Genomic DNA, 24,687 nt, shown 5'->3' on the forward strand with positions numbered 1-24,687 from the left:
GGCACAAGCTCCCCCTTCTCCCCTTGGGGGAGAAGGTGTCGCCGAAGGCGACGGATGAGGGGTGTTCCAGGGAACGCCAGCCTCTCACTCCGCTGGAACACCCCTCATCCGTCTCGGCGCTGCGCGCCGATCCACCGCCCTGGGGCGAGCCACGGGTCTCGTCCCGTCCTTCGGACCCCACAAGGGGAGAAGGGAAGACGCGCCAAGGCTATCCCAATTCCTCGGAATGCCCGATGTCGACGCCATACTCCGCGGCGGCATCGAGCATCGTGTGCCACAGGCTTTCGGCAAACGTCGCGAACACCAGGAGATTGAACACCGCCTGCCTATCCGGCCGGTCATGGCCGCGCCATAGATTGACGCTGGTATGGTCGATCGATGTCGCGGCAGCGGTGCCGGCCGGGAACGCCGCCGGGTGCAGGTCTAACGACGACAGTTTGGCCAACATCGCGCGCGCCTTTTCTCCCGAAACGCTGATCAGGAGGCGGGCATGCGACTGGTCCGACAGCGAGGCGGATTGCGAGAACGCCTGGCTCAGCGGTTCGATCGCGTGCTTGGCGCCTTTCGACAGGACGAGGAACTGATCCGGTCCCGACCAGATCAGCGTAGCGTCGGGAACTTGGACCGCCTTGGGCGTTTCCGGTGCGGCAACGTCGAAACGGGCCTGGGCAGCTTTTGCCAGCTCCGCCGTTTTGCCGCGCCGCGCCATCACCTGGATCAGGTCGAAATTGCGGATTTCCGTCAGCCAAACGCCGGCCTCGGTGCCGCGCGCGCCATGGGCGCCGACGACGAGCGCTTTCTCCAGCGGACTGCGGGCAATCCAGGACAACTCAACCACGCTGGCGCCCTCCATCCGGATCGTAGAAGACGGGGCTGCACAGCTCGACATCGTAGTCCTCGCCGCGCAGCGGGTCATGCGCATGGACGATCTCGCCGATGCGCTCGCGGCCGCGCTCGACCAGGCCAAGCCCGATCCACTGGTCGAGCACCGGCGAGAAGCAGACCGAGGTGACGTAGCCCTGGTCGTTGGCGGGACCGGGCGTCTCGCCCTTCGGGATAATATGCGCGCCGGAACGCAGGCGGCGCGTCTTGTCGACCGGCTTGATCCCGACGACGACCTGCCGGTCCGGCGCGACCAGCGCCTCGCGCCCGGCCATGACGCGGCCAATGAAATCCTTCTTGGTCGACATCATCTTGCCGAGGCCGAGGTCGGCGGCCGTCGTCGTGCCGTTCAGCTCCGGCCCGGCGACATGGCCCTTTTCGATGCGCATGACGCCGAGCGCCTCGGTGCCGTAGGGCGTAACGCCGAATGGCTTCCCGGCCAGCATCAAATTGCGCACCAGCGCGTCGCCGTAGCGGGCGGGAACCGAAATCTCGAAGGCCATCTCGCCGGAGAACGAGATGCGGAACAGCCGCGCCCTGGTGCCGCCGCGAAGCGATACCTCGCGCGCGCCCATGAACGGAAAACCCTCATTCGACAGATCCTCGGCCGGATCGACGATTTCCCGGAGCAGGTCCCGGGTCTTCGGCCCGGCGATCGAGAATTGCGCCCACTGGTCGGAGACGGAGGTGAGCTGCACGTCGAACTCAGGAAATAGCACCTGGCGGCAGAATTCGAGATGCTGCATCACCAGCCCGGCCTTGGCGGTCGTGGTGGTCAGGAAATAATGGTCCTCGGCCAACCGCGATGTGGTGCCGTCGTCATAGACGATGCCGTCCTCACGCAGCATCAGCCCGTAGCGGGCTTTGCCGACGGCAAGATTGGAAAAGGTGTTGATGTAGACGCGGTCGAGGAAGGCGCCGGCATCCGGACCGTGCACGTCGATCTTGCCGAGCGTCGAGACGTCGCAGAAGCCGACGCCGGAGCGCACCGCCTTGACCTCGCGGGTGACCGATTCCAGCCAGTCCTTTTCGCCGGCGCGCGGGTACCATTGCGCGCGCTTCCACAGGCCGGTGTCGACGAACACCGCGCCTTGTTCGGCTGCCCAGTGATGCGACGGCGTCAACCGTGTCGCATGAAAATTCTCGTCGCGATGATGGCCGGCGAAGGCGCCGATAGCGACCGGCACATAGGGCGGGCGGTAGATCGTCGTGCCGGTCTCGGGAATGGATTTGCCTGACAACGCAGCCATGAGGGCGAGGCCGGCGACGTTCGAGGTCTTGCCCTGGTCGGTGGCCATGCCGAGCGTCGTATAGCGCTTCAGATGCTCGATCGACTCGAAGCCTTCGCGCTGCGCCAGTTCGATGTCGGACGCGGTCACGTCATGCTGGTAATCGACGAAGGCTTTCCCTTTGCCGGCGACATGCCAGAGCGGCGTTAGCGAAAACGCCTCGCTGTCGGCAACCGGCGATGTGCCGGCATTGCCGCTGCGCCCGGCCCTCTGTGCTGCCGCCGCTCCTGCGGCAAAGCCCTGGCGCAGGCAGTCGCCCAACCCGAAGGCGCCGTTGGCGGCGCCTGCGGCCATCATGCCCGGAGGCGCACCGTCCGGGACGAAGGCTGCGATGTCGTCCTGCCATTTCGGCCGGCCGCGATGGTAGGAGGTCAGCCCGACCGCCGGATTCCAGCCGCCGGAGACGGCAAGCCCGTCGGCTTCGACTTCCGCACGTGCGCCGCCGGTCAGCGAGATCGCGATTTTCCGGACGCCGGCCTTGCCGCCTTCGACCCCGTTGACCGAGCCGCTGAGCACCGGAAAGCCGGCCTTGGCGGCGAGCGCGCGATGTGCGGCGGAGACGTCCGGGCGCGCATCGACGACCGCCGCGATCTGCAATCCGGCGGCGAGCGCGGTCTCGACCGTGCGCCAGCCATCCGCATTGTTGGTGAACAGCGCGATCCTCTTTGCCGGCGCTGCCGCGTAGCGCGCGACATAGGTCCGCATCGCCGAAGCCATCATCACGCCGGGCGTGTCGTTGCCGGCAAACACGATCGGCCGCTCGATGGCGCCGGCGGCAACGACGCAGCGCCTAGCCACGATCCGCCATAGCCTTTGGCGCACTTGGTGCTCTGGCGGGGAGGGCAGGTGGTCATTGACCCGCTCGATCGCGCCATAGGTGCCGCCATCATAGACGCCGAACAATGTCGTGCGGTTCATGATGCGGACATCGGGGAGTGCTGCGAGTTCGGCCAGCGTGCGCGAAATCCATTCGGCCGCCGGCAGGCTGTCGATGGTGCCGCCGTCGGCAAGCAGACGGCCGCCGAACGCAAAATCTTCCTCGCACAGGATGACACGGGCGCCGCTGCGCCCGGCCGCCAATGCCGCCGCGAGCCCGGCCGGGCCGGAGCCGGCGATCAGCACGTCGCAATGCGCCCACGCCTTGTCGTAATGGTCGGGATCGGCGACGCCGGCGGCGCGGCCGAGACCGGCGGCTCGGCGGATCGCCGGTTCGTAGACCGCTTCCCAGAATTTCGCCGGCCACATGAAGGTCTTGTAGTAGAAGCCGGCGACGAAGATCGGCGCAAACAGCTGGTTGACCGCCATCAGATCGTGGCGCAGCGACGGCCAGCGGTTCTGGCTGGCGGCCTCGAGCCCGTCGTAAAGTTCGGCCGTGGTCGCCTTGGTGTTCGGCTCGCGCCGCGCTCCGCTGCGCAGTTCGACCAGCGCGTTGGGCTCCTCCGACCCGGCGGTCAGGATGCCGCGCGGGCGATGGTATTTGAACGATCGGCCGATCAACTTGACGCCATTGGCAATCAGCGCCGAGGCCAGCGTGTCGCCTTGGAAGCCGGCAAAGCTCTTGCCGTCGAAGCGGAAGCTCAGCGGCGCGGCGCGATCGATGAGACCGCCGCTCTCCAGCCGGTGTCTCTGCGCAGGGCCAACCATCAGGCGCCCACCTTGGCGGCGCCAACGCCCGCAGCCGGCTCGACCGACGAAATCTCGTGCGTCAGCGTGTTGCGGGCGACCTTCAGCCAGGCCCGGCAGCCGCCGCCATGATACCAGTATTCGCTCATCGGCCCGGCGACATTGTCGCGCAGATAGACATAGTCGAAGACCTCGTCTTCGGAGGAGCCGGCCGCCGGACGCACCGGCCTGGCGTCGCCCAGATAGGTGAACTCGCCGAGTTCGCGTTCGCCGCAGAAGGGACAGACAATGCGCATGCTCTTCAGCCAGCCTTCAATGCAGGTTCGGTTGGGCGCCCTGGCCCTTTTCGTCGATCATCGCACCTCGCCGGAAGCGGTCGAGGCGGAAGCGCGCCGCCTCCTTGTGCGGCTCGTCGCGCGCCAGAAGATGGGCAAAGATCAAGCCGGAGCCGGGCGTCGCCTTGAAGCCGCCATAGCACCAGCCGGCATTGAGATAGAGCCCGTCGACCGGCGTCTTGTCGATGATCGGCGAGCCGTCCATCGACATGTCCATGATGCCGCCCCACTGGCGCAGCAGCCGCACGCGGCCGATCATCGGCATCAGCGCCATGCCGCCCTCGCAGACGTCCTCCATGACAGGCAGATTGCCGCGCTGGGAGTAGGAATTGTAGCCGTCGATGTCGCCGCCGAAGACCAGGCCGCCCTTGTCGGATTGGCTGACGTAGAAATGGCCGGCGCCGAAGGTCATGACATTGGGGATCAGCGGCTTGATCGCCTCCGAGACGAAGGCCTGCAGCACATGGCTTTCGATCGGCAGCCGCATGCCGGCCATCGCCGCGACGCGCGACGAGGAGCCGGCGACCGCCATGCCGACCTTGGCCGCACCGATCTTGCCGCGGCTCGTCTCGACGCCGGTCACCTTGCCGTTGCCGTCGCGGACAAAGCCGGTCACCTCGCAATTCTGGATGATGTCGACGCCGAGCGCGCTCGCCGCATGCGCATAGCCCCAGACCACGGCATCGTGTCGTGCCGTGCCGCCGCGTCGCTGCAAGAGGCCGCCCTGCACCGGGAAACGTGCGTTGTCGAAGTTCAGGAACGGCATCATCTTCCTGACCGCCGTCAGATCGAGCAGTTCGGCATCGATGCCGTTGATGCGCATGGTGTTGCCGCGCCGTGCGTAGGCGTCGCGCTGCGCGTCGGAATGGTAGAGATTGATGACGCCGCGCTGGCTGACCATGGTGTTGTAGTTGAGGTCCTGCTCCATCCGTTCCCACAGCTTCATCGACAGCTCGTAGAAGCCGGTATTGCCGGGCAGCCCGTAATTGGAGCGGATGATGGTGGTGTTGCGGCCGGCATTGCCGGAGCCGATCCAGCCTTTTTCCAGCACCGCGACATTCCTGATGCCGTACTCGCTGGCGAGGAACCATGCCGTCGCCAGTCCATGGCCGCCGCCGCCGATAATCACCACGTCGTAGTGGCTCTTCGGGCTGGCGTCGCGCCAGGTACGCTGCCAGTTCTTATGGCCGGAAAATGCCGCCCGGGCGAGGGAGAAGATCGAGTATTTCATGAACCTGTTTCGCGCCGGGCGTGCAACAATTCCGGATCAGATGTCGAGCGTGTGGTCGCGCTCCCACTGGGTGAAGTGGGAAGCATAGGAATTCCATTCCTGTTGCTTGAGCTTTAGATAGGCCGACGAGAATTCCTCACCCAGCGCCGCCTTGAGCGATTTGTCGTTGTCGAACTCGCGCAATGCGTCGAGCAGGTTGAGCGGCAGCTTCGGCGCCCCTTCGACCGTATGGCCGAACTGGTACATGTCGATGTCGTAGCGCCGGCCGGGATCGGCCTTCGAGCGGACACCGTCGAGCCCGGCGGCGATGATCACGGCCTGCAGCAGATAGGGGTTTGCCGCGCCGTCGGGCAGGCGCAGCTCGAAGCGGCCGGGGCCGGGCACGCGCACCATGTGGGTGCGGTTGTTGCCGGTCCAGGTCACGGTGTTCGGCGCCCAGGTGGCGCCGGAGATGGTGCGCGGTGCGTTGATGCGCTTGTAGGAATTGACCGTCGGGTTGGTGATGGCGGCAAGCGCGGAAGCATGTTTCATGATGCCGCCGAGGAAATTCCTGCCCTTGGCCGACAGGCCGAGTTCCATCGCATTGTCGGCAAAGACATTGGTCTTGCCGTCCCTGTCCCAAACCGAGATGTGGGCATGGCAGCCATTGCCGGTCAGGCCCTGGAACGGCTTCGGCATGAAGGTCGCGCGCAGCCCGTGCTTTTCGGCAACGGATTTCACCATGAATTTGAAGAAGGAATGCTTGTCGGCGGTCGCCAGAGCATCGTCGAAGGCCCAGTTCATCTCGAACTGGCCGTTGGCGTCCTCATGGTCGTTCTGGTAGGCGCCCCAGCCGAGCGCCAGCATATGGTCGCAGATCTCGGCGATGACGTCGTAGCGGCGCATCACCGCCTGCTGGTCGTAGCAGGGCTTCGACGCCGTGTCGTATTCGTCGGAAATCGTCTTGCCGTCCGGCGAGATCAGGAAGAACTCGGCCTCGACGCCGGTCTTGATGTGCATGCCGTCGCCGGCGGCCTCGGCGATCAGCCGCTTCAGCGTGTTGCGCGGCGCCTGCTCGACCGATTTGTCGTCCATCATGCAGTTGGCGGCGACCCAGGCGACTTCGGGCTTCCACGGCAACTGGATCACCGAATCCGGATCCGGCACGGCCAGCATGTCGGGATGCGCCGGCGTCAGGTCGAGCCAGGTAGCAAAGCCGGCAAAGCCGGCGCCGTCCCGCTGCATGTCGGCGATCGCCTGCGACGGCACCAGCTTGGCACGCTGCCCGCCGAACAGGTCGGTGTAGGATATCATGAAATATTTGACGCCCTTCTCCTTGGCGAAGGCGGCGAGATCGTTCCCCATTATAATTCCTCGCTTACTGGCATTTTGGTTTGTCTTAGAAGCCGTTCTTGCCCGGTATCCAGTTGGTGCCGGTCAGCGGCACGCCGGCCATGGCGGCGGCTTCGATCGTCAAGGCGACAAGATCCTCGGGCTCGAGATTGTGCAGGCTGTTCTTGCCGCAGGCGCGGGCGATTGTCTGAGCCTCAAGTGTCATTACCTTAAGATAGTTCGCCAGCCGTCGTCCGGCCGCAATCGGATCGACCCGTTTCATTAGCTCGGGATCCTGCGTGGTGATGCCGGCCGGGTCGCGTCCCTCATGCCAGTCGTCATAGGCGCCGGCGGTGGTGCCGAGCTCGTTGTATTCCGCTTCCCAGCGCGGGTCATTGTCGCCGAGCGCGACAAGCGCTGCCGTGCCGATCGACACCGCGTCGACGCCGAGCGCCAGCGCCTTGGCGACGTCGGCGCCGTTGCGTATGCCGCCGGAGACGATCAGCTGCACCTTGCGGTGCATGCCGAGATCCTGCAGCGCCTGCACAGCCGGCCTGATGCAGGCAAGCGTCGGCTGGCCGACATTTTCGATGAACACTTCCTGGGTTGCCGCCGTGCCGCCCTGCATGCCGTCGACGACGACGACATCGGCGCCCGATTTCACGGCAAGCGCGGTATCATAATAGGGCCGCGCGCCGCCGACCTTGACGTAGATCGGCTTTTCCCAATCGGTGATTTCGCGCAGTTCGAGGATCTTGATCTCGAGGTCGTCCGGCCCGGTCCAGTCGGGGTGGCGCGAGGCCGAGCGCTGGTCGATGCCTTTCGGCAGCGTGCGCATTTCGGCAACGCGGTCGGAAATCTTCTGGCCGAGCAGCATGCCGCCGCCCCCGGGCTTGGCGCCCTGGCCGACGACCACCTCGATCGCATCGGCGCGGCGCAGATCGCGGGGGTTCATGCCGTAGCGCGACGGCAGGTACTGGTAAACCAGCGTCTTCGAATGGCCGCGCTCTTCCTCGGTCATGCCGCCGTCGCCGGTGGTGGTCGAGGTGCCGGACAGCGTCGCCCCGCGGCCGAGCGCTTCCTTGGCCGGACCGGACAGCGAGCCGAAGCTCATGCCAGCAATGGTGATCGGGATCTTCAGCTCGATCGGTTTCTTCGCATAGCGCGAACCGAGCACGACGCTGGTGTCGCAGCGCTCGCGATAGCCTTCGAGCGGATAGCGCGAGATCGAAGCGCCGAGGAACAGAAGGTCGTCGAAATGCGGAAGCTTGCGCTTGGCGCCGGCGCCCCTGATATCATAGATGCCGGTCGCCGCGGCGCGGCGGATCTCGGAAAGCGTATAGTCGTCGAAGGTCGCGGATTTGCGCGGCGTCGTCGGCGGGTTGCGATAGGTCATGCTGCCTCAATACGCATCGGCGTTGTCGATATTGAAATTGTAAAGCGTGCGCGCCGAACCGTAGCGCTTGAACTCCGCCGCCTTGACGCCGGTCACGCCGGCACGGTCGAGCAGGTTTTGCAGCAATTCCAGGTGTTCGGGCCGCATCTCCTTGGCGATGCAGTCGGCGCCGAGGCTTTCGACCTTGCCGCGCACGAAGAGCCGCGCCTCGTAGATGGAATCGCCGAGCGCATCGCCGGCATCGCCCAGCACCACGAGGTTGCCGGATTGCGCCATGAAGGCCGACATGTGGCCGATATTGCCGTGGACGACGATGTCGATGCCTTTCATCGAGATTCCGCAGCGCGACGACGCATTGCCTTCGATGACCAGCAGCCCGCCCCGGCCGGTGGCGCCGGCATACTGGCTGGCATCGCCTTTGACGACGATCTGGCCGGACATCATGTTTTCGCCAACGCCGGGCCCGGCCGAACCATGCACGGTGATGGTGCCGCCGTCGTTCATGCCGCCGCAATAATAGCCGACGCTGCCGCGGACATCGATGGCGACCGGCTGGTCGACGCCGACGGCGACCGAATGGCTGCCGCGCGGATGCAGTACCTCCCAGGCGGTCTCGTTCGAACCGGGAGCCAGATCGTGCAGCGCCTGGTTGAGCTCGCGCAGCGACATTTCGGCCAGGTCGAAGACCCTCGATGCCTGGCCCGGCTCGCGCGCGGCCTTGGAGAGGTTAATTGCCGGCATAAGATCAATGCTCCCAGAAATAGACGGTTGCGGGCTCGGGTTCCCAGACCTTCGCATTGTCTATGCCGGGCAGTTTGGTCAGCGCACGATATTCCGAGCCGAAGGCGACATACTGGTCGGTTTCGGCCATCACGGCGGGCTTGCAGGCGATCGGATCGCGCACCACGCCGAAGCCATTCTTGGTGCCGACGACGAAGGTGAAGAAGCCGTCGAGGTCGCTCAGCGTGCCTTCCAGCGCCTCGCCGAGGTTCTTGCCATGCGCCATCTGCGAGGAGAGATAGGCGGCCGCGACTTCGGTGTCGTTCTCGGTCTCGAATGTCATGCCTTCGCGGATCAGCTCGCGGCGGACATTGTTGTGGTTGGACAGCGAGCCATTATGCACCAGGCACTGGTCGGCGCCGGTCGAGAACGGATGCGCGCCCATCGTCGTCACCGCCGATTCGGTCGCCATGCGGGTATGGCCGATGCCGTGCGTGCCGGTCATCTCGCGGACGCCGAACCGATCGACGACCGCTTCCGGCAAGCCGACTTCCTTGTAGATCTCGACGACGTCGCCGGCGCCCATGATGCGGATGTCGGGGCGCAGCGCCTGGATCGCCTCGCGCGCTTCGTCGATCTTGGCAGGCGTCGTCCTGACCACCGCATGCGTCGACTTCGCAGCCAAGCTCACCGGCGCGCCGATCGCCTTGGCGAGGTCGGCGTCGAGGCCGCGGAAATCGCGCTCCGGCTTGGCCGACTGGATGGTGATCTTGGCTTCATTGGAAGACGCGCCATAGATGGCGATGCCGGCGCTGTCGGGACCGCGATCGCTGAGCGAGATCAGCATCTCCGACAGCATCGCGCCAAGCTGGGGCTCAAGCGACTTGTCCTTCAAAAACAGTCCGACGATTCCGCACATGTCAGGCTCCGAGATTTGTTCCCTTGGAGATGTATCGAATGAGTCCCGGGAATTCAATTAGTATGAAAAAAATTTTCCTGTCGTTATATATCGGCTCAGGCGCTGCCGGCCGCACTATCGCTGCGCTTGCCGCCATTGTGAACCCATTTGGCATGGCGGACGCGGGCGATCTTGTAGGCATCCAGGATCGACAGGGCATAGATCAGGAAGCCGCCGGCATGCCGGCCGATGAAGCTGGCATCCGGCGGCGCGATCTTGGCGGTGACCCAGGCCAGGATCACCATGAAAAACAGGAACTGCAGGCCGCGCACCGGCACACCTAGCACGACATGCCCGCTCGCCGGCAAGACGATCGCGGCGCCGAGAACCAGATACGGGTTCGGTGGCGCGGGGGAGGTGGTGCTCTGCCTGCTCATGCCGCTTGCCGTTCGCTTTGATTGATGGCATCGCGCAGTGCCGACGCCGACGACAGCAGCCTCTCGACCAGCGCCGGATCGAGCCTGACCGTGCCGAATTCGGCTTGCCGGAACACGCCATAGCGCGCCCGCTCGGCCTCGGCCAGCAGCCAGACGATGCGCACGCCGTTCGGCGTGATCAGCAATTCCTTGGCGCGCCCCTCGACAAAGACATCGAGGTGGTCGGTGATAATGGCGTCAGGGAAGCGCACGCCCTTGCGGTCGCTCCGCAGCACCGCTTCGGCTGGAAATCCCGCCGCCTTCGGCAGTGTATGGTCGAGATGATCGAAATTGGAAAAAGTCGTCGGCGATCCTGGCCGCATCATCATGTCGAAAGTGCCTGGCACCGCGACTTTTTCGTTGATCGAAACGCTCAGCCAGCGCGCTGGCAGCTTCCTGATCGCCAGCGTGTCAACGATGGTCCGTACCTGCACCCGCCGGCCGTTCCACGAGCCGGCGAAGGTGACGACGCCGGCGGTGCCGTCCGAGACGTTGGCCACGTCGGGAATGATTTTCGCGAAGTCCCGCTTCGTCGGCGGCAAGTGCGGTCGAAGCCTTGTTGCGGTTGGCGCGCGCAAGCCAGGTCATGTGGAGGACGAGAGCCAGGGCAACCGCCCCGGCGAGCAATGCTGAGATCACCTAACGCACCTCGTCACGCAAATGCCCGCCCAGACAGGGCGCGCCCTCCTGTCAGTACCCCTGTGGTTTCGGCCACGGCATGGTGAACTGGGCACCGCGGCGCACGAATCTGTAGCGGTAGAAATGGAACCATAGCGAGATCAGGAAGTAGAAGGCGACCATGGCGATCAGCTGCGAGCCGAAGCCGAGGAAGATCGCAAAGAAGGTGACCACGCAAAGGCAGAACAGCACGATCGCCGGCAGCGGATGGAAGGGATGGGTGTAGCCGCGGCGGATCGAGCCGAGCGGCCACTTCTTCCTGAACATGATGATGTTGATGCTCATGAAGGTGTATTGCAGCACGCCCGACAGGATCGAGAAGGTGATCGCCTGGTTGAGGTCGGCGATGAAGGCAAAGGCCAGCGCGATCGGCAGCAGGAACAGGATCGAGCGATAGGGCGTGCGGTATTTCGGATGCACCGCCGAGAACCAGGTCGGCAGATAGCGGTCGCGGCCGAGCGAGAACCAGGCGCGCGCGGCGTCGTTGATGCAGCCATTGGCCGAAGCAAGTGCAGCAAGCAGCGTCGCGATGAACAACAGGTTCTCCAGCAGCGGGCTGCCGGTCAGCTTGCCTGCGTCCCAGAGCGGATAATAGGTGATGCCGAGATATTCCCAGGGCATCAGCGAGGCGCAGACATACCAGGTCATGGCGGCGGCGATCAAAAGCGTAATCATGCCGGCCATCGTGCCGTAAGGCAGCGAGCGCGCCGGCGAGCGAACTTCCTCGGCGGCCTGCGTGGTGCCCTCGATGCCGAGATAGTACCAGATGCCGAACTGGAAGGCGGCGATGACGCCGATCCAGCCATAGGGCAGGGCGTTGCCGGGGGTGACCAGCTCGTTCAGCTTGAGCACGGCGCCTTGCGTCCACGGGCTGACCGAGAAGAACAGGATGACGATCGAGACATAGGCGATGGCGGTGATGACGAAGTTTACGTTGAGCGTCATCAGCACGCCGCGATAGTTCAGCCATGCCAGCACGACGATGGTCGCGGCGATGAAGGAATTGTGGTTGAGGCCTTCGACGCCGGCCTTGGCGACGATCGTGTCGCCGAGCAGGATAGCGTCCGACACTTCGAGCATGGTGTAGGCAAAGACCAGGAACAGCGCGACGTTGAAGGCCATCAGCGGCCCGACAATGTGCTTTGCCTGCGCATATTGGCCGCCGGCGGCGGCAACCGTTGAGGTGACTTCGGAATCGATCATGGCGACCGAGGTGTAGAGCAGGCCGACGATCCAGCAGACGATCAGCGCCGCCAGCGCGCCGCCCTTGTCCGCCGCGAAATTCCAGCCGGTGAATTCTCCGACCAGAACAATGCCGACGCCGAGTGCCCAGACATGGGCGGGGCCGAGCACCCTGAGCAGCGAAACCCTGTCGCCTTGCACTTGCACTGCCGGTTCAAGCGTGACCGTCATCGTTCAATCCCCTACTCAGATCCGGTGTTTTTCGGACACGGCTTCAAGTTCGCCTTCCCTGGACGAGGTCAGCACGTCTTCGGAAAATGTCGTGTCGATCTTGAACCAGTCGTAGAGCATCCACAGCGCGAGCACGATCGAGATGCCCCAGCATGCGTAAGATAGTGCCACCCACATGACGATGCTTCCCGGTTTATTTGTCGTCGAATTTTTCGTTGATGACGTCGCGGTATTCGCGGTCCGATGCGCGGAACAGAAAGATGAAATAGCCGATCAGCACTGCGGCCATGATGATCAGCGTCGGCCAGTCGATGATGTAGTGGAACCGGTTCTGGATGATGTCGTGCGCGGTTTCCGGCGTGTAGCCGAGCTTTTCCCAGATCGAGGCCATGGTCGGGTTCTGGCCGAGCGCTTCCCACGTCTTGGCGTCGAGCGCGTCGATGGATTTTGCCGCCCCTGCCAGCCCCAGTTTCAGCGGCAGCCACAGCGCGACAAAAATCGCGACCACGACGACGGCGATATCGAAAACCTGTCCGGCCTTGCTCTGTTCGGGCGGTGTGTAGCGGGCCATGCGTCTCCCCTCAGGACTTGCGGTTGCGGTAAGCGTCGGCATTCTTGATGTCGAGGCCGTAGATGAAGTCCTTGTCTTCCTTGTAGTGGTTGACCATCGCCAGGATGGCGGCCGTGTTGAAGATCAGCACCGCGGCGGCAGCGACCGCGACGACTAGCTTGATGCCTGCGTCGGGGATGTACGGCCATGTCATGAAGAGGACGAAGAGGATCGTCGCCCACAGACAGACGATCAGGAGCACCGATCCACGAAGGTCGGAACGGTACAGGGCTTCAATGCGCTGCTGCATGTCGGACATCGGTTCCCCTCCATCGCTCTCTTTCAAGAGAGTGAAATTTTTTTCATAACTTCAAGCCGAACTCCGCAATTGTCAAGACGATTTTACGCAACGTTAACTGTTTGTTTGACCAGCCGGATTTTGCCTGACAATGAAATTATTTGCTTGCGGGTATTGCAGGCTCTCGGCGTTTGCGATCAATATTCGGGCAACGCTCCCGCCAGGGAGCAGGGGAAAGCAAGAAGTTTTTTCGAACGGAGGACCAGCGGATGACGGCATCCTGGAGATTTTCGGCCCTTGCGGACCGCCATCGCGCGCTCGGCTCGAAGCTCGAAGACTGGAGCGGCATGGGCACCGCGTGGACCTACGACAAGGACGCCGACGAAGAGTATATCGCCATCCGCACCAAGGCCGGCCTGATGGACGTGTCCGGCTTGAAGAAGGTCCACATCACCGGGCCGCACGCCTCGCACCTGATCGACCTGGCGACGACGCGCGACGTCGAAAAGATCTATCCCGGCAAGTCGGCCTATGCCTGCATGCTGAACGAGGCCGGCAAGTTCACCGACGACTGCATCCTCTACCGCACCGGCCCGAATTCCTGGATGGTGGTGCATGGCTCGGGCACCGGCCATGAAGAGCTGCAGCGCGCTTCGGTCGGTCGTGACGTGTCGCTGCGCTTCGATGACAATCTGCACGACCTTTCGCTGCAAGGCCCGACCGCCGTCGACTATCTGGCAAAGCATGTGCCGGGCATTCGCGACCTCAACTATTTCCATCACATGCAGACGCAGCTGTTCGGCTTGCCGGTGATGATCTCGCGCACTGGCTACACCGGCGAGCGCGGCTACGAGATCTTCTGCCGTGGCCAGGACGCCGGCACGATCTGGGACAGGATCCTCGACGAGGGCAAGAGCGCCGGCATCATCCCGTGCCGCTTCACCACGCTCGACATGCTGCGCGTCGAGAGCTACCTGCTGTTTTACCCCTACGACAATTCGCAGAAATACCCGTTCGAGAACGAAGGCCCCGGCGACACGCTGTGGGAGCTCGGCCTCGATTTCACCGTCAGCCCCGGCAAGACAGGCTTTCGCGGCGCCGAGGAGCATTATCGCCTCAAGGGCAAGGAGCGCTTCAAGATCTTCGGCGTGCTGCTCGAAGGCAAGGAGCCGGCCGACGAGGGCGCGCCAGTCTATCGCGACGGCAAAAAAGTCGGCGTGGTGACCTGCGCCATGTATTCGCCGCTGGTCAAAAAATCGATGGGCATCGCCCGGCTCGACGTCGACTGCGCGGTACAAGGCACCAGGCTCGAGATCCGCAACAAGAGCGGCGCCATCAGCGCAACCGCCGAGCCGCTTCCGTTCGACGATCCGAAGAAGACCAAGCGCACGGCGAAAGGCTGAGGCATACTGCGGGTATGGCAGCGAAAAGCATCATCAGTCGGCCGGTCTATGGGACCCTGTCTCCGCAGCCCGGCAAGTATCATCTTTTCGTAGCGGATGCAGAGGGAGCGCTGGCGATTGCCGATCTGGCCGCCAAGGCACCGGCGGACTTCTTCGGCGGCGCCCACATCATTTTCATTCCCGGCCGCGACAGCAAATATGCCGATGTGCTCGAAGCGCTGAAGCCGGCGCAGTTCTACCTCGGCCATTCCTTTGCCAGCGCTTTGCCGCGGCTGAAGCAGACGCTGGCAAACGCGCATATGGGACTCAGGCTCTACCTTGCCGGCACCGAAGGGCTGATCGGCCAGGCCATGCAGGCGGCGCTCGAAGCCGGCATCGACCACATCTCGATCCAGACCGAGCATCGCGGCTCGCTGGCGCGCCGCATGCAGTGCGTCCACTGCAAGGGCATCACCGAGAACGTGACGACGCAGCCGGCGACCTGTTCGCATTGCGGCCTCTTGCTTCTGGTTCGCGACCACTATTCACGACGCCTCGCCGCTTTCCAGGGCGTCTGCATCAATGCCGAGGACCGCAGTGAAATTCCTCCGACGGAGGAGGTCTTTCGATGAGCACCGGCACCACCAAGCTCGACGTCATCGTCAGCGATGTCGTTCCGGTCAACGAGCTGGTGACGCGCTTTCACTTCCGCAGGCGCGACGGCGAGCTCTTGCCGACCTTTTCCGGCGGCGCCCATGTCGTCGTCGAGATGCGCGATGGCGAGCGGACCAGGCTCAATCCCTATTCGTTGATGGGCTCGCCGCTCGACACCCGCGAATACACCATCTCGGCTCGCCGCGACGACGCCGGCCGCGGCGGCTCGCTGTTCATGCACCGGCAGGTCAGGCCGGGCACGGAGATGGTGGTCAGCTACCCCGTCAACCTGTTCTCGCTCGATCTGCGCGCCAGGAAGCATCTGATGCTGGCCGGTGGCATCGGCATCACCCCGTTCATGGCGCAGACCGCGCAGCTGGCGGCGGAGGGCGGCAATTTCGAGTTGCACTACACCTGCCGCACCGCTTCGCTCGGCACCTATGCCGATCTGCTGAGAGAGCGCTACGAGCGCCGGGTCAGGCTCTATCACGACGATCGCGACGAGCGCATCGAGCTCGACCGGCTGCTGTCGTCGCAGCCGCTCGGCACCCATCTCTATGTCTGTGGCCCGTCCGGCATGATCGGCTGGGTGCGTGACCGCGCCGCCGCTCTAGGCTGGCCTCCCCAGACCGTGCATTTCGAGCATTTCGCGGCACCGCAGCCGGGTGCGCCCTTCGACGTGACGCTGGCGGTCAGCGGCAAGACGATCCGCGTCGACGAGCAGCAGAGCCTGCTCGAGGCGATCGAGGCGGCCGGCGTCGATCCGCCCTATCTCTGCCGCGGCGGCGTCTGCGGCCAGTGCGAGACCAACGTCATCTCGCATGACGGCAAATTCATCCACAACGACCACTGGCTGAGCGAGGAAGACCACCGTTCGGGCTGCAAGATCATGCCCTGCGTGTCGCGCTTCGAGGGCAGGTCGCTGGTGCTGGAAAGATAGGAGGCGAGCTTGGGCATTACCTTTCGCAAGGAAACCTTTCGCGACGACTTCACCTTCCGGAACAGCCCGGAGCACATCAGGCGGTTTCCATTCCCGTTCCATGAAGACAGCTACATGTATGCGGTCAATATCGAGCCGCATGTCGTCGGGCCGAAGGGCAGCGTGCTGGAGAATTTGATCGACGTCGACGAGCACTATGTCGCCGAAATGCAGGACCGTGCTTTGGTGCTCGCCGAAGACCCGCTGCGCTGCCAGTCGCTGCCGCACATGACGCTGGCCGGCTGGGACCTGCTCGAACTGCTGATGGAGCAGCAGGCTTCCGGCTATCCCGAGCATTTCACGCTGACGCGCGACGGCGACCGCTGGCGCTGGATCAACCGCCCGCTCGGCATCGACGACAGCTTCACCTTCGGCGACGTCTCGACGCTGCCCTATGGGCCAATGGAGTACATCACGCGTCAGAGCCAGGGCGATTTCTGCATCCTCGACCAGCGCGACGGCAATCTGTGGATGGATGCCGGCATGGTCACCACCCAGGCCGACTGGTCGCTCGATTTCGACATCGGCATGAACTTCTTCGAATGGCACGCGCCGGTGCCGCTGGCGCATGAGAAGGGCATCTTCGTCCGGGCGCTGAAGTTCCTCACCAACATCCAGCAGGGCAAGCCGGCACGCCGGCTGAACTGGACGATGACCATCAATCCGCGCCTCGACACCAGCCCGGAAAACTACCACAAATGGGGCCCGGACCGCGCCACGGTGACGCCGGAAAATGTCGGCGACAAGGTCCATCTGCGCGTCGAGCTGCAGAGCTTCTGGCGGCTGCCGCGCTCGAACGCGATCGTCTTCCCGATCCGCTGCTATCTGATCAAGATGGACGAGCTGGTGATGCAGCCGAAATGGGCAAGGCGCCTGCACCGCGTCATCCGCGACCTGCCCGACGAGCTCGCCAACTACAAGGGCCTGACGCGCTACCGCGCGACGCTGGTCGAATGGCTGTCGAAGTTGGATGACGGCAGTGCGACGTCGCCGGGGTTTGGGCCGGATTAAGCAAGTCCCCTCATCCGGCCGCTTCGCGGCCACCTTCTCCCCGCTGGGGAGAAGAGGCTAGCGCCGGCGCTGCCAATCTCCTCTCCCCTCGGGGAGAGGTCGGATTGCCCCGAATTTGTCCTTCACAATTCGGTTGGCAATCCGGGTGAGGGGGGCGCTTGCCTCCCGCTCACCCCGCGCTCTGCGGGTAGCAAATGATCGACAAATAGCGCATCGGCAGAACGGTCAGCACTTCCGGCCCGTGCGGCGCATCGGCGTCGAAGAACAGGCTGTCGCCGGGCTTCATCGGGTAGAGATTGCTGCCGTGCCGGTAAACCACTTCGCCTTCGAGCATATACAGGAACTCCATGCCTTCGTGCTGGAAGGTCGGAAACACGTCGGAATCTTCGGTCAGCGTGATCAGATAGGGTTCGACGACGACGCCGCTGGTGTTGGAGCCGATATGGCCGAGCAGATTGTACTGATGGCCGGCGCGCGTGCCGCGGCGCTCGACGTCAAGGCCTTCCCCGGCCTTGACAAAGACGGCGCTGCGCTCTTCCTCGAAGCGGCGGAAGAATGCGGTGACGGGAACGCCGAGTGCCCGCGACAGCGCCTGCAACGTGGTCAGCGACGGCGAGGTGATGCCGTTCTCGATCTTCGACAGCATGCCAAGCGAAATGTCGGTGGCGGCCGCCAGATCGGCGACGGTGATGCCGAGCTTCTTGCGGAATGCCCGCACCTCGCGGCCGATCGCGACCTCCAGCACTTTTTCGCGAGTGTCGCGAATGGCGTGCGGGTTCTGGGTGAGCGGCGCGCGCATCTTGCGCGGATCGATTACAGCAACCGACGGCTTGGCTTTGCCCGCGGCGGCTGCCGCAGGCTTTAGACTGGTCGCTTTTTTCGCCATTTCGCCACCCCGGACCTTGCCGATTCATTTCACTCACGGTGAACATATTCGGTGCCGATACAGAAGCGCAACTCTTACGGCAAGCCACCCGTGTCGAATTGCGCAATGTCCGGATTTCGCGCGAGCTACCGCGTCGCTTGGAAATCCAGCGTGGTGAAACGAGGGTTTCGCGACAAGGCCTGTTGACAGCATCGAAGGGGTAATTACTGTCCTGTCAGTGAAATTTGTTTCGTTAGAGAAATGAGATCGGGAGGCCCGAAATGAAAGATCGTGTTGCCGTCATCGGAGCCGGGCCGTCCGGCATGGCCCAGCTCAGGGCCTTCAAGTCGGCCGCCGACAACGGCGCCGACATTCCCGAGATCGTCTGCTTCGAAAAGCAGTCCGACTGGGGCGGCCTGTGGAACTACACCTGGCGCACCGGCCTCGACGAGCACGGCGACCCGGTGCACGGCTCGATGTACCGCTATCTCTGGTCGAACGGCCCGAAGGAATGCCTCGAATTCGCCGACTATACGTTCGAGGAGCATTTCGGCCGGCCGATCGGCTCCTATCCGCCTCGCGCCGTGCTGTGGGACTACATCAAGGGCCGTGTCGAAAAATCCGGCGTGCGCCAATGGGTGCGCTTCAACAGCCCGGTGCGCATGGTCACCTTTTCCGATGCGACGAAGAAGTTCACCGTCACCGCGCATGACCGCACCAACGACGTCACCTACTCGGAAGAGTTCGACAATGTCGTCGTCGCTTCGGGGCATTTCTCCGTGCCCAACGTTCCTTATTTCGAGGGCTTTTCGACCTTCAACGGCCGTATCCTGCACAGCCATGACTTCCGCGACGCGATGGAATTCAAGGGCAAGGACATTTTGATCATCGGCCGCTCCTATTCGGCCGAGGACATCGGCTCGCAATGCTACAAATACGGCGCCAGATCGATCACCTCGAGCTACCGCTCGAAGCCGATGGGCTTCAGATGGCCGGAGAACTGGAAGGAAGTGCCGCTGCTGCAGAAGGTCGTCGGCAAGACCGCGCATTTCAAGGACGGCAGCACCAAAGACGTTGACGCCATCATCCTGTGCACCGGCTATCTCCACTCCTTCCCGTTCCTGACCGAAGACCTGAAGCTGAAGACCGCCAACCGCATGTGGCCGGACGGGCTCTACGAGGGCGTCGTCTGGGAGAAAAACCCGAAGCTGTCCTATATCGGCATGCAGGACCAGTTCTACACCTTCAACATGTTCGACGCGCAGGCCTGGTTCGCCCGCGACGTCATCATGGGCCGCATCAAACTGCCCTCGGCCGATGCGATGGCCGAGCGCGGCAAAAAGTGGCGGGCACGCGAGGAAACGCTGGAAGACGCCGAGCAGATGATCTGGTTCCAGGGCGACTACACCAGGGAGTTGATGGAGCAGACCGACTATCCCGGCTTCGATGTCGAGGCTGTCAATCAGACCTTCATGGAGTGGGAGCACCACAAGGCGGAAGACATCATGGGCTTCCGCGACCATTCCTATCGCTCGCTGATGACCGGCACGATGGCGCCGCTGCACCATACGCCCTGGCTGCAGGCGATGGACGATTCGATGGAGAGCTATCTCGAAGTGAAGGGCGTGGCGGCGGAGTAGGGAGTCCGAACGACGATTGCCTTGCCTCACACAACGTCCCGCGCCGGGTCGGCTGCCAGCGCCAGGGAATTTGCGACGTGTTCGAGGTGCTCCTCGTCCAGGATGCTGGTCGCGACGCGGACGGCGTTCGTTTTTCCGGTCGAAAACTTCGCGCCGGCATGGACCGCGATGCCGTGCGCGGCCAGCGTGACCATCGCATAAGGTTCCGAAGCAACCGGAATGAGGACGCTGAGACCATATCCGGCGTCGATCGCGACATCGCGTTTCGCCAGTTCGCCGGCGAGCCGTTCGCGGCGGCGGCGATACACTTCCTTCGCCTGCTCGACCAAGACAGCCGTGGCCGGGTCCTGCAGCAGCCAGGCGGTGGCCGCCTGCAGGATACGGCTGGTCCATCCCGAGCTGAAGCTGCGATAGGACTGGATCTGTTCGACGATCGTCGCCGATCCGGACAGCACGGCGAGCCGCAGGTCCGGGCCATGGGTCTTGGAATAGGACAGGATGTGGACGACGCGATCGGGAAAACGCCGGCCAAGCGAAATGCGCGGCGCATCGGCAATATCGCCAACGCCGTCATCTTCGACAATCAGCACGTCGGTGCCGGCGAGCAGGTCGCCGATGACTTCCAGCCGCGCCGACGACATGCAGGCGCCGGTCACCGAATGGACGCGCGGCTGGAACAGGAACGCGACCGGCCGCTGCCGCAGAGCGTTGGCGAGCGCGTCGGGCAAGGGGCCGTCACTGTCGCAGTCCACCGGGATGATCGGCACGTCGAGATCTTCGAGGATGTCGAGCAGGCGAAGCGCCGTCGGATTCTCGATGGCCACCGGCGCCCCCGTCGGGACCAGCGCATGCAGCAAGGTGTAGATGGCGTTGTAACCGCCATTGGTGGCCAGGAACGCGCCGGGATCGTACGGCCATGACGGGCGCACCGCGGCCTCCAGCTCGGGCAGGATGCGCACCCGGTCGTAGCTGTTGAGCTTTTCGGCGCGCGCGCCATGCGCCAGCGCGATGTCGAGCGGCGGCAAGAGCTTCACATCGGGCTCCGCGATCGCCAGGTTCAGAATGTCCGCACCGTAATTGCCGCCGCTCATGTGGCGCTCGGGCCGGGCGGCAAAGCGGTTGCCCATGATCCAGGTGCCGTTGCGCCCGCGGCCGCCGATGATCTTGTAGCGCCGCAGCTCGCTCCACGCCTGCGAGACCGTCGCCGGGCTGACGCCGAGCACATAGGCAAGATCGCGCACCGGCGGAAGCTTTGCGCCGACAGGCAGCGCGCCGCTTCTGATCAGCGCACTGGTCTCGCGCGCGATGCCGCGCGTCGTGCGGTCGCCGAGGCGTTCAGCGAACCATCCTGCATCGAAATCCATCGAATCAACGACTGCCAGTGTTAATGTTCAGTAACATAATAACATTTGATCGGCCAAAAATAAACATTTACCAATCGCCGGTCAAACATAGTATTGAAGTTCATGCCGATGCCCGTTTCCATCACTATAGCCACCCGTGATTGGGACTATCTCACGCCCTTGGTCCTCGGTGACGTCACCTCCAGCCGCTTGTCGGTGAAGGTTGACCGCGTCGCCACGCTGATCGCGGATCTCGGTACCGATCCGAACTACGCGGCGGCGGAGGTCTCGTTCAGCCGTTATGTGTCGGCCATGGCGTCGGGCCGGGATACGGTGGTTGGAATACCGTGTTTCATCATGCGCGGCTTTCGCCACCGCTGCATCATCACGGTCAGTGACAGTCCGCTGGTACGGCTCTCCGACCTTGCCGGCAAACGCATCGGCGTCACCGGCTGGCGCGATTCCGGCAACACATGGACGCGGGCGGCACTTCGCCGCGAAGGTGTCGGCGTCGAGGACGCCTACTGGTTTGCCGGCAGGCTGACATCCGAGCACCCGGTCGCCGACCGCCTCGACGGATTCGGCAGGCCGGGTCGCATCGAAGCAGCGCCAGGCGAGCGCCCGATGATGGAGCTGCTGGCGCAAGGCGAGCTCGACGCCGTTTTCACACCCTTCATGCCGGACGGCTTTTTCGGCCCGGCTTCCGGCTTCCGGCAAGTGCTGCGCGATTTTCGCGCGGCCGAACGCGCCTATTTCGCCGACGTCGGTTATGTCCCGGGCATGCATCTGGTCGCCGTCAAGGCCGTCCTGGCCAGGGAGCACCCCTGGCTGCCGCAGGAACTCGCCAGGCTGATCGACGAAAGCCAGCGCGTCTGGACGGGCAAGCGCCGAAAATATGCCGATACCTCGCCCTGGATCCTCGAGGAGCTGCTTCATGCGGGGCGCGACCTGCCTGCCTCCTGGAACGCCAGCGGCCTGCCCGCCAACCGGCGCATGATCGAGGATTTCGTCACCGAGCTACATGCCCAGGGCATTCTGACGGAACCGATTTCCGCCGAAGCCTTGTTTCCTTTCGACGCCAGGTCGCGGGCCACCGCAGCCTGACAACGCGCAACGAAGAACAGGAGAATGCCATGAGGACAATCAGCTTCATATTCGCCTCGCTCGTCACCATGCTGGCGCAGGCCAGCTTTGCCCAGGATATCCAGAAGCAATCGGTCAACGAGGATTTGCGGGCCCGGCTGCCGGAAGAGATCCGCACGGCGGGAAAGATCACGGCCGTCAACAACGGCTCGTTCCCGCCCTATGAGATCGTCACCGGCACCGAACTGTCGGGGGCGACCAAGGACATTTCCGACGCTATCGGCCAGCTGCTCGGCGTCGAGGTCGATCATGCCTCGGTCGCCGGCTTGCCGGCCTTGCTGAGCGGCATCAATGCCGGCCGTTATCAGTTCGCGATGGGACCTGTCGGCGACTATCCCGACCGCCAGAAATCCAACGACTTCATCGATTGGGTGCGCGAATACGTCGTCTTCGCCGTCGAGAAGGGCAATCCGCAAGGCATCACCTCGCTCGACACGGCGTGCGGCAAGCGCATCGCCGTGATGTCGGGTGGCTCAGCCGAAAAGGTCATCAAGCAGCAGGCGCAGAAATGCACCGAGGGCGGCAAGCCGGCCGTCGAGGTGCAATCCTTCACCGACCAGCCGAGCTCGATACTGGCCGTCCGGTCGAAGCGCTCCGACGCATTCTTCTCCTCGCAGGCGCCACTGACCTATTTCGTCGAGCAGGCGAAGGGCCAACTGGAACTTTCAGGTGTCGGCCAGGCCAATGGCTTCAAGGACATCTATCAAGGCGCCGTCGTCAAGAAGGGCTCGCCGCTGGGCGGTGTACTACTCGACGCGTTCAAGATCCTGATGAAGAACGGCACCTACGCCGCGGTGATGAAGAAGTGGGGTCTCGAGAAGAACATGATCGACGCGCCCGGCATCAACCAGGGACAATAGAGGCTGCCATGACCGACGCGACCGCTGCCTACGCGTCCGAGGTGCCGCGACGTCCCGACGACGCTCTGCGCGATGTCAAGCGAGCCCACCGGCCGTTTCCGCTTGTCCGGCTGGCGCTCTGGGCGTTCACCGTCGCCGTGGCGGCCGGCTTCGCCTATATCGTCGCGGTCAACCCGAATTTCGGTTGGCCAGTCGTCGCCCAGTATTTCTTCGATCCGACGGTCATGCAGGGGCTTTCCGTAACGCTCGGCCTGACAGTCGTGGCGATGATCCTGGGTATCGTGCTCGGCCTGCTGCTCGCCATCGCGCGCATGTCGAAAGACAGGCTGGCATCTTTTCTATCCGGACTGTTCATCTGGTTCTTCCGGGGAACGCCGCTGCTGGTGCAGCTCATCCTGTGGTACAATCTTTCGACGCTGTTTCCGCGCATTTCCATCGGTTTTGCGAGCTGGAACACCAACGACCTGATCACGCCTTTGACGGCCGCTATCCTCGGTCTGGCGCTGAATGAGGCCGCCTATATGGCAGAGATCATTCGTGGTGGGCTGCTGTCGGTGGACAAGGGGCAGGCCGAAACGGCTGAAGCCTTCGGCATGACCCGCGCGCGGGCCCTGCGGCGCATCATCATCCCGCAGGCGATGCGCTCGATCGTGCCGCCGACCGGCAATCAGCTGATCAGCATGATCAAGGCGACGTCGCTGGTCAGCGTCATCGCCATGGCCGACCTGCTGTACTCCGTGCAGTCGATCTACAACCGCACCTTCGAAATCATTCCGCTGCTGATGGTTGCGGTGCTCTGGTACCTGCTGATCACCTCGGTTCTCAATGTCGCGCAGGGCGCGATCGAACGCCATTACAGCCGCGGCGACCGCGGCGCCCGCGAGAAGACGGCGACCGCCACCCTGGAGGCCGCCAATGAGCGCGCATGACACGCCCTTGGTCCGGGCGCGCAACGTTCACAAGGCCTTCGGCCCGCTCGAGGTGCTGAAGGGCATCGACCTGGACGTCGCGCCTGGCGAGGTGGTGGTCGTTCTCGGACCGTCCGGCTCCGGAAAGTCGACCTTCCTGCGATGCATCAATCATCTCGAGGCGATCGACCAAGGGGCGATCGAGGTGGACGGCGAGCAGATCGGCTACCGGTTGCACGACGGCCGTCTCGACAAGCTCTCCGATCGGGCGATCGCGGCGCAGCGGCGCAAGATCGGCATGGTGTTCCAGCAGTTCAATCTCTATCCACACATGACGACCCTTCAGAACGTCATCGAGGCTCCGGTCGGCGTTCACCGGGAGAACCGCAAGGAAGCGATCGGCTACGCCCGCGAACTGCTGACCCGTGTCGGTCTCGCCGACAAGATCGACGCCTATCCGCGCCAGCTTTCAGGCGGCCAGCAGCAGCGCGTCGCCATCGCCCGTGCGCTCGCCATCCGCCCGAAATTGATGCTCTTCGACGAGCCGACGTCGGCGCTCGATCCGGAGTTGGTCGGCGAGGTGCTCGCCACCATGCGCGATCTTGCCAGGCAGGGCTTGACCATGATCGTGGTCACGCATGAGATCGGCTTCGCCCGCGAAGCGGCGGATCGGGTGGTGTTCATGGACGACGGCAATGTGATCGAGGCCGGGCCTCCGGACGAGGTTCTCGCCAAACCCAGGCACCCGCGCACGCGGGCCTTTTTAAGCCGTTTCATCTAACAGAAAAGCCGGCGCCATTAC

The 24,687-nt window shown here is 63.8% G+C and carries 25 protein-coding genes; 9 read left to right on the forward strand and 16 right to left on the reverse strand.

The window, feature by feature from the left end:
- Positions 1-208: 208 nt before the first annotated feature.
- From NKJ09_RS05170 to NKJ09_RS05235, 14 genes are all read right to left on the reverse strand, one after another.
- Complete coding sequence (locus tag NKJ09_RS05170; RefSeq protein WP_352493978.1) at positions 209-838, reverse strand: sarcosine oxidase subunit gamma; 630 nt, start codon at positions 836-838, stop codon at positions 209-211.
- On the reverse strand, positions 831-3,815 hold the full coding sequence (locus NKJ09_RS05175) for a sarcosine oxidase subunit alpha (RefSeq protein ID WP_352493979.1): 2,985 nt from the start codon (positions 3,813-3,815) through the stop codon (positions 831-833). Before NKJ09_RS05175 ends, NKJ09_RS05170 begins: the two co-directional genes overlap by 8 nt.
- Positions 3,815-4,090, reverse strand: a complete 276-nt coding sequence (locus NKJ09_RS05180; protein ID WP_023716760.1) for a sarcosine oxidase subunit delta — start codon at positions 4,088-4,090, stop codon at positions 3,815-3,817. Before NKJ09_RS05180 ends, NKJ09_RS05175 begins: the two co-directional genes overlap by 1 nt.
- Before the next feature lie 16 nt (positions 4,091-4,106).
- A complete protein-coding gene (locus NKJ09_RS05185; RefSeq protein WP_352493980.1) occupies positions 4,107-5,360 on the reverse strand; it encodes a sarcosine oxidase subunit beta family protein in 1,254 nt (417 codons plus the stop codon).
- A gap of 36 nt (positions 5,361-5,396) precedes the next feature.
- Positions 5,397-6,704, reverse strand: a complete 1,308-nt coding sequence (glnT, locus tag NKJ09_RS05190) for a type III glutamate--ammonia ligase (protein ID WP_023716762.1) — start codon at positions 6,702-6,704, stop codon at positions 5,397-5,399.
- Positions 6,705-6,738: 34 nt separating this feature from the next.
- Positions 6,739-8,067 carry an FMN-binding glutamate synthase family protein gene (locus NKJ09_RS05195; protein ID WP_023716763.1) on the reverse strand — a complete coding sequence of 443 codons (1,329 nt, stop codon included), beginning with the start codon at positions 8,065-8,067 and terminating at the stop codon, positions 6,739-6,741.
- A gap of 6 nt (positions 8,068-8,073) precedes the next feature.
- Entirely contained in the window at positions 8,074-8,808 is a 735-nt protein-coding gene (locus tag NKJ09_RS05200; protein ID WP_023716764.1) for a GltB/FmdC/FwdC-like GXGXG domain-containing protein, read from the reverse strand.
- Positions 8,809-8,812: 4 nt separating this feature from the next.
- Positions 8,813-9,706 carry a class II glutamine amidotransferase gene (locus NKJ09_RS05205; RefSeq protein ID WP_023716765.1) on the reverse strand — a complete coding sequence of 298 codons (894 nt, stop codon included), beginning with the start codon at positions 9,704-9,706 and terminating at the stop codon, positions 8,813-8,815.
- 95 nt (positions 9,707-9,801) lie between these two features.
- Positions 9,802-10,122 carry a hypothetical protein gene (locus NKJ09_RS05210; protein WP_031193328.1) on the reverse strand — a complete coding sequence of 107 codons (321 nt, stop codon included), beginning with the start codon at positions 10,120-10,122 and terminating at the stop codon, positions 9,802-9,804.
- The gene (locus NKJ09_RS05215; protein WP_352762416.1) at positions 10,119-10,661 is read right to left on the reverse strand and encodes a hypothetical protein; all 543 of its coding nucleotides are present in this window, start codon (positions 10,659-10,661) and stop codon (positions 10,119-10,121) included. Before NKJ09_RS05215 ends, NKJ09_RS05210 begins: the two co-directional genes overlap by 4 nt.
- 190 nt (positions 10,662-10,851) lie before the next feature.
- A complete protein-coding gene (locus NKJ09_RS05220) occupies positions 10,852-12,252 on the reverse strand; it encodes an APC family permease (protein WP_031193329.1) in 1,401 nt (466 codons plus the stop codon).
- A gap of 15 nt (positions 12,253-12,267) precedes the next feature.
- Positions 12,268-12,429 carry a hypothetical protein gene (locus NKJ09_RS05225; protein ID WP_023716769.1) on the reverse strand — a complete coding sequence of 54 codons (162 nt, stop codon included), beginning with the start codon at positions 12,427-12,429 and terminating at the stop codon, positions 12,268-12,270.
- Positions 12,430-12,445: 16 nt separating this feature from the next.
- Positions 12,446-12,823 (reverse strand): hypothetical protein, encoded by a 378-nt coding sequence (locus NKJ09_RS05230; RefSeq protein ID WP_023716770.1) that lies wholly within the window; start codon positions 12,821-12,823, stop codon positions 12,446-12,448.
- A gap of 10 nt (positions 12,824-12,833) precedes the next feature.
- Complete coding sequence (locus NKJ09_RS05235) at positions 12,834-13,121, reverse strand: hypothetical protein (RefSeq protein WP_023716771.1); 288 nt, start codon at positions 13,119-13,121, stop codon at positions 12,834-12,836.
- Between the two features lie 248 nt (positions 13,122-13,369).
- On the opposite strand from NKJ09_RS05235, the gene NKJ09_RS05240 reads away from it, so the two are divergent.
- Genes NKJ09_RS05240 through NKJ09_RS05255 form a run of 4 tightly spaced genes read left to right on the forward strand, consistent with a single transcriptional unit; the run spans position 13,370 to position 17,126 of the window.
- Positions 13,370-14,503, forward strand: a complete 1,134-nt coding sequence (locus NKJ09_RS05240) for an aminomethyl transferase family protein (RefSeq protein ID WP_023716772.1) — start codon at positions 13,370-13,372, stop codon at positions 14,501-14,503.
- A gap of 14 nt (positions 14,504-14,517) precedes the next feature.
- Complete coding sequence (locus tag NKJ09_RS05245) at positions 14,518-15,114, forward strand: dimethylamine monooxygenase subunit DmmA family protein (RefSeq protein WP_352484117.1); 597 nt, start codon at positions 14,518-14,520, stop codon at positions 15,112-15,114.
- Complete coding sequence (locus NKJ09_RS05250; RefSeq protein WP_352762417.1) at positions 15,111-16,076, forward strand: PDR/VanB family oxidoreductase; 966 nt, start codon at positions 15,111-15,113, stop codon at positions 16,074-16,076. The genes NKJ09_RS05245 and NKJ09_RS05250 overlap by 4 nt, the downstream gene beginning before the upstream one ends.
- Before the next feature lie 9 nt (positions 16,077-16,085).
- A complete protein-coding gene (locus NKJ09_RS05255) occupies positions 16,086-17,126 on the forward strand; it encodes a heme-dependent oxidative N-demethylase family protein (protein WP_352493983.1) in 1,041 nt (346 codons plus the stop codon).
- A gap of 169 nt (positions 17,127-17,295) precedes the next feature.
- Here the strand turns inward: NKJ09_RS05255 and NKJ09_RS05260 are convergent, their stop codons facing one another.
- Complete coding sequence (locus NKJ09_RS05260; RefSeq protein WP_023716777.1) at positions 17,296-18,012, reverse strand: helix-turn-helix domain-containing protein; 717 nt, start codon at positions 18,010-18,012, stop codon at positions 17,296-17,298.
- Positions 18,013-18,272: 260 nt separating this feature from the next.
- Between NKJ09_RS05260 and NKJ09_RS05265 the strand changes: the two genes are divergently transcribed.
- Positions 18,273-19,631 carry a trimethylamine monooxygenase gene (locus NKJ09_RS05265; protein ID WP_352493984.1) on the forward strand — a complete coding sequence of 453 codons (1,359 nt, stop codon included), beginning with the start codon at positions 18,273-18,275 and terminating at the stop codon, positions 19,629-19,631.
- Positions 19,632-19,657: 26 nt separating this feature from the next.
- On the opposite strand, the gene NKJ09_RS05270 is transcribed toward NKJ09_RS05265, so the two are convergent.
- Positions 19,658-20,995 carry an aminotransferase-like domain-containing protein gene (locus NKJ09_RS05270; protein WP_352484112.1) on the reverse strand — a complete coding sequence of 446 codons (1,338 nt, stop codon included), beginning with the start codon at positions 20,993-20,995 and terminating at the stop codon, positions 19,658-19,660.
- A 108-nt stretch (positions 20,996-21,103) separates the two neighbouring features.
- Here NKJ09_RS05270 and NKJ09_RS05275 point away from each other — a divergent pair, with 108 nt between their 5' ends.
- The 4 genes from NKJ09_RS05275 to NKJ09_RS05290 all read left to right on the forward strand — a co-directional run bounded on the left by NKJ09_RS05275 (position 21,104) and on the right by NKJ09_RS05290 (position 24,666).
- Positions 21,104-22,078, forward strand: a complete 975-nt coding sequence (locus NKJ09_RS05275; RefSeq protein ID WP_352493985.1) for a substrate-binding domain-containing protein — start codon at positions 21,104-21,106, stop codon at positions 22,076-22,078.
- Positions 22,079-22,146: 68 nt separating this feature from the next.
- Positions 22,147-22,977 carry an ABC transporter substrate-binding protein gene (locus tag NKJ09_RS05280; protein ID WP_502901314.1) on the forward strand — a complete coding sequence of 277 codons (831 nt, stop codon included), beginning with the start codon at positions 22,147-22,149 and terminating at the stop codon, positions 22,975-22,977.
- An 8-nt stretch (positions 22,978-22,985) separates the two neighbouring features.
- Positions 22,986-23,906, forward strand: coding sequence for an amino acid ABC transporter permease (locus tag NKJ09_RS05285; protein ID WP_352484109.1), 921 nt, complete (start codon positions 22,986-22,988; stop codon positions 23,904-23,906).
- Positions 23,893-24,666 carry an amino acid ABC transporter ATP-binding protein gene (locus NKJ09_RS05290; protein WP_352484108.1) on the forward strand — a complete coding sequence of 258 codons (774 nt, stop codon included), beginning with the start codon at positions 23,893-23,895 and terminating at the stop codon, positions 24,664-24,666. Before NKJ09_RS05285 ends, NKJ09_RS05290 begins: the two co-directional genes overlap by 14 nt.
- Positions 24,667-24,687 lie beyond the last annotated feature (21 nt).

The sequence above is a fragment of the Mesorhizobium sp. M0189 genome, assembly GCF_040322135.1.
Taxonomy (GTDB): domain Bacteria; phylum Pseudomonadota; class Alphaproteobacteria; order Rhizobiales; family Rhizobiaceae; genus Mesorhizobium.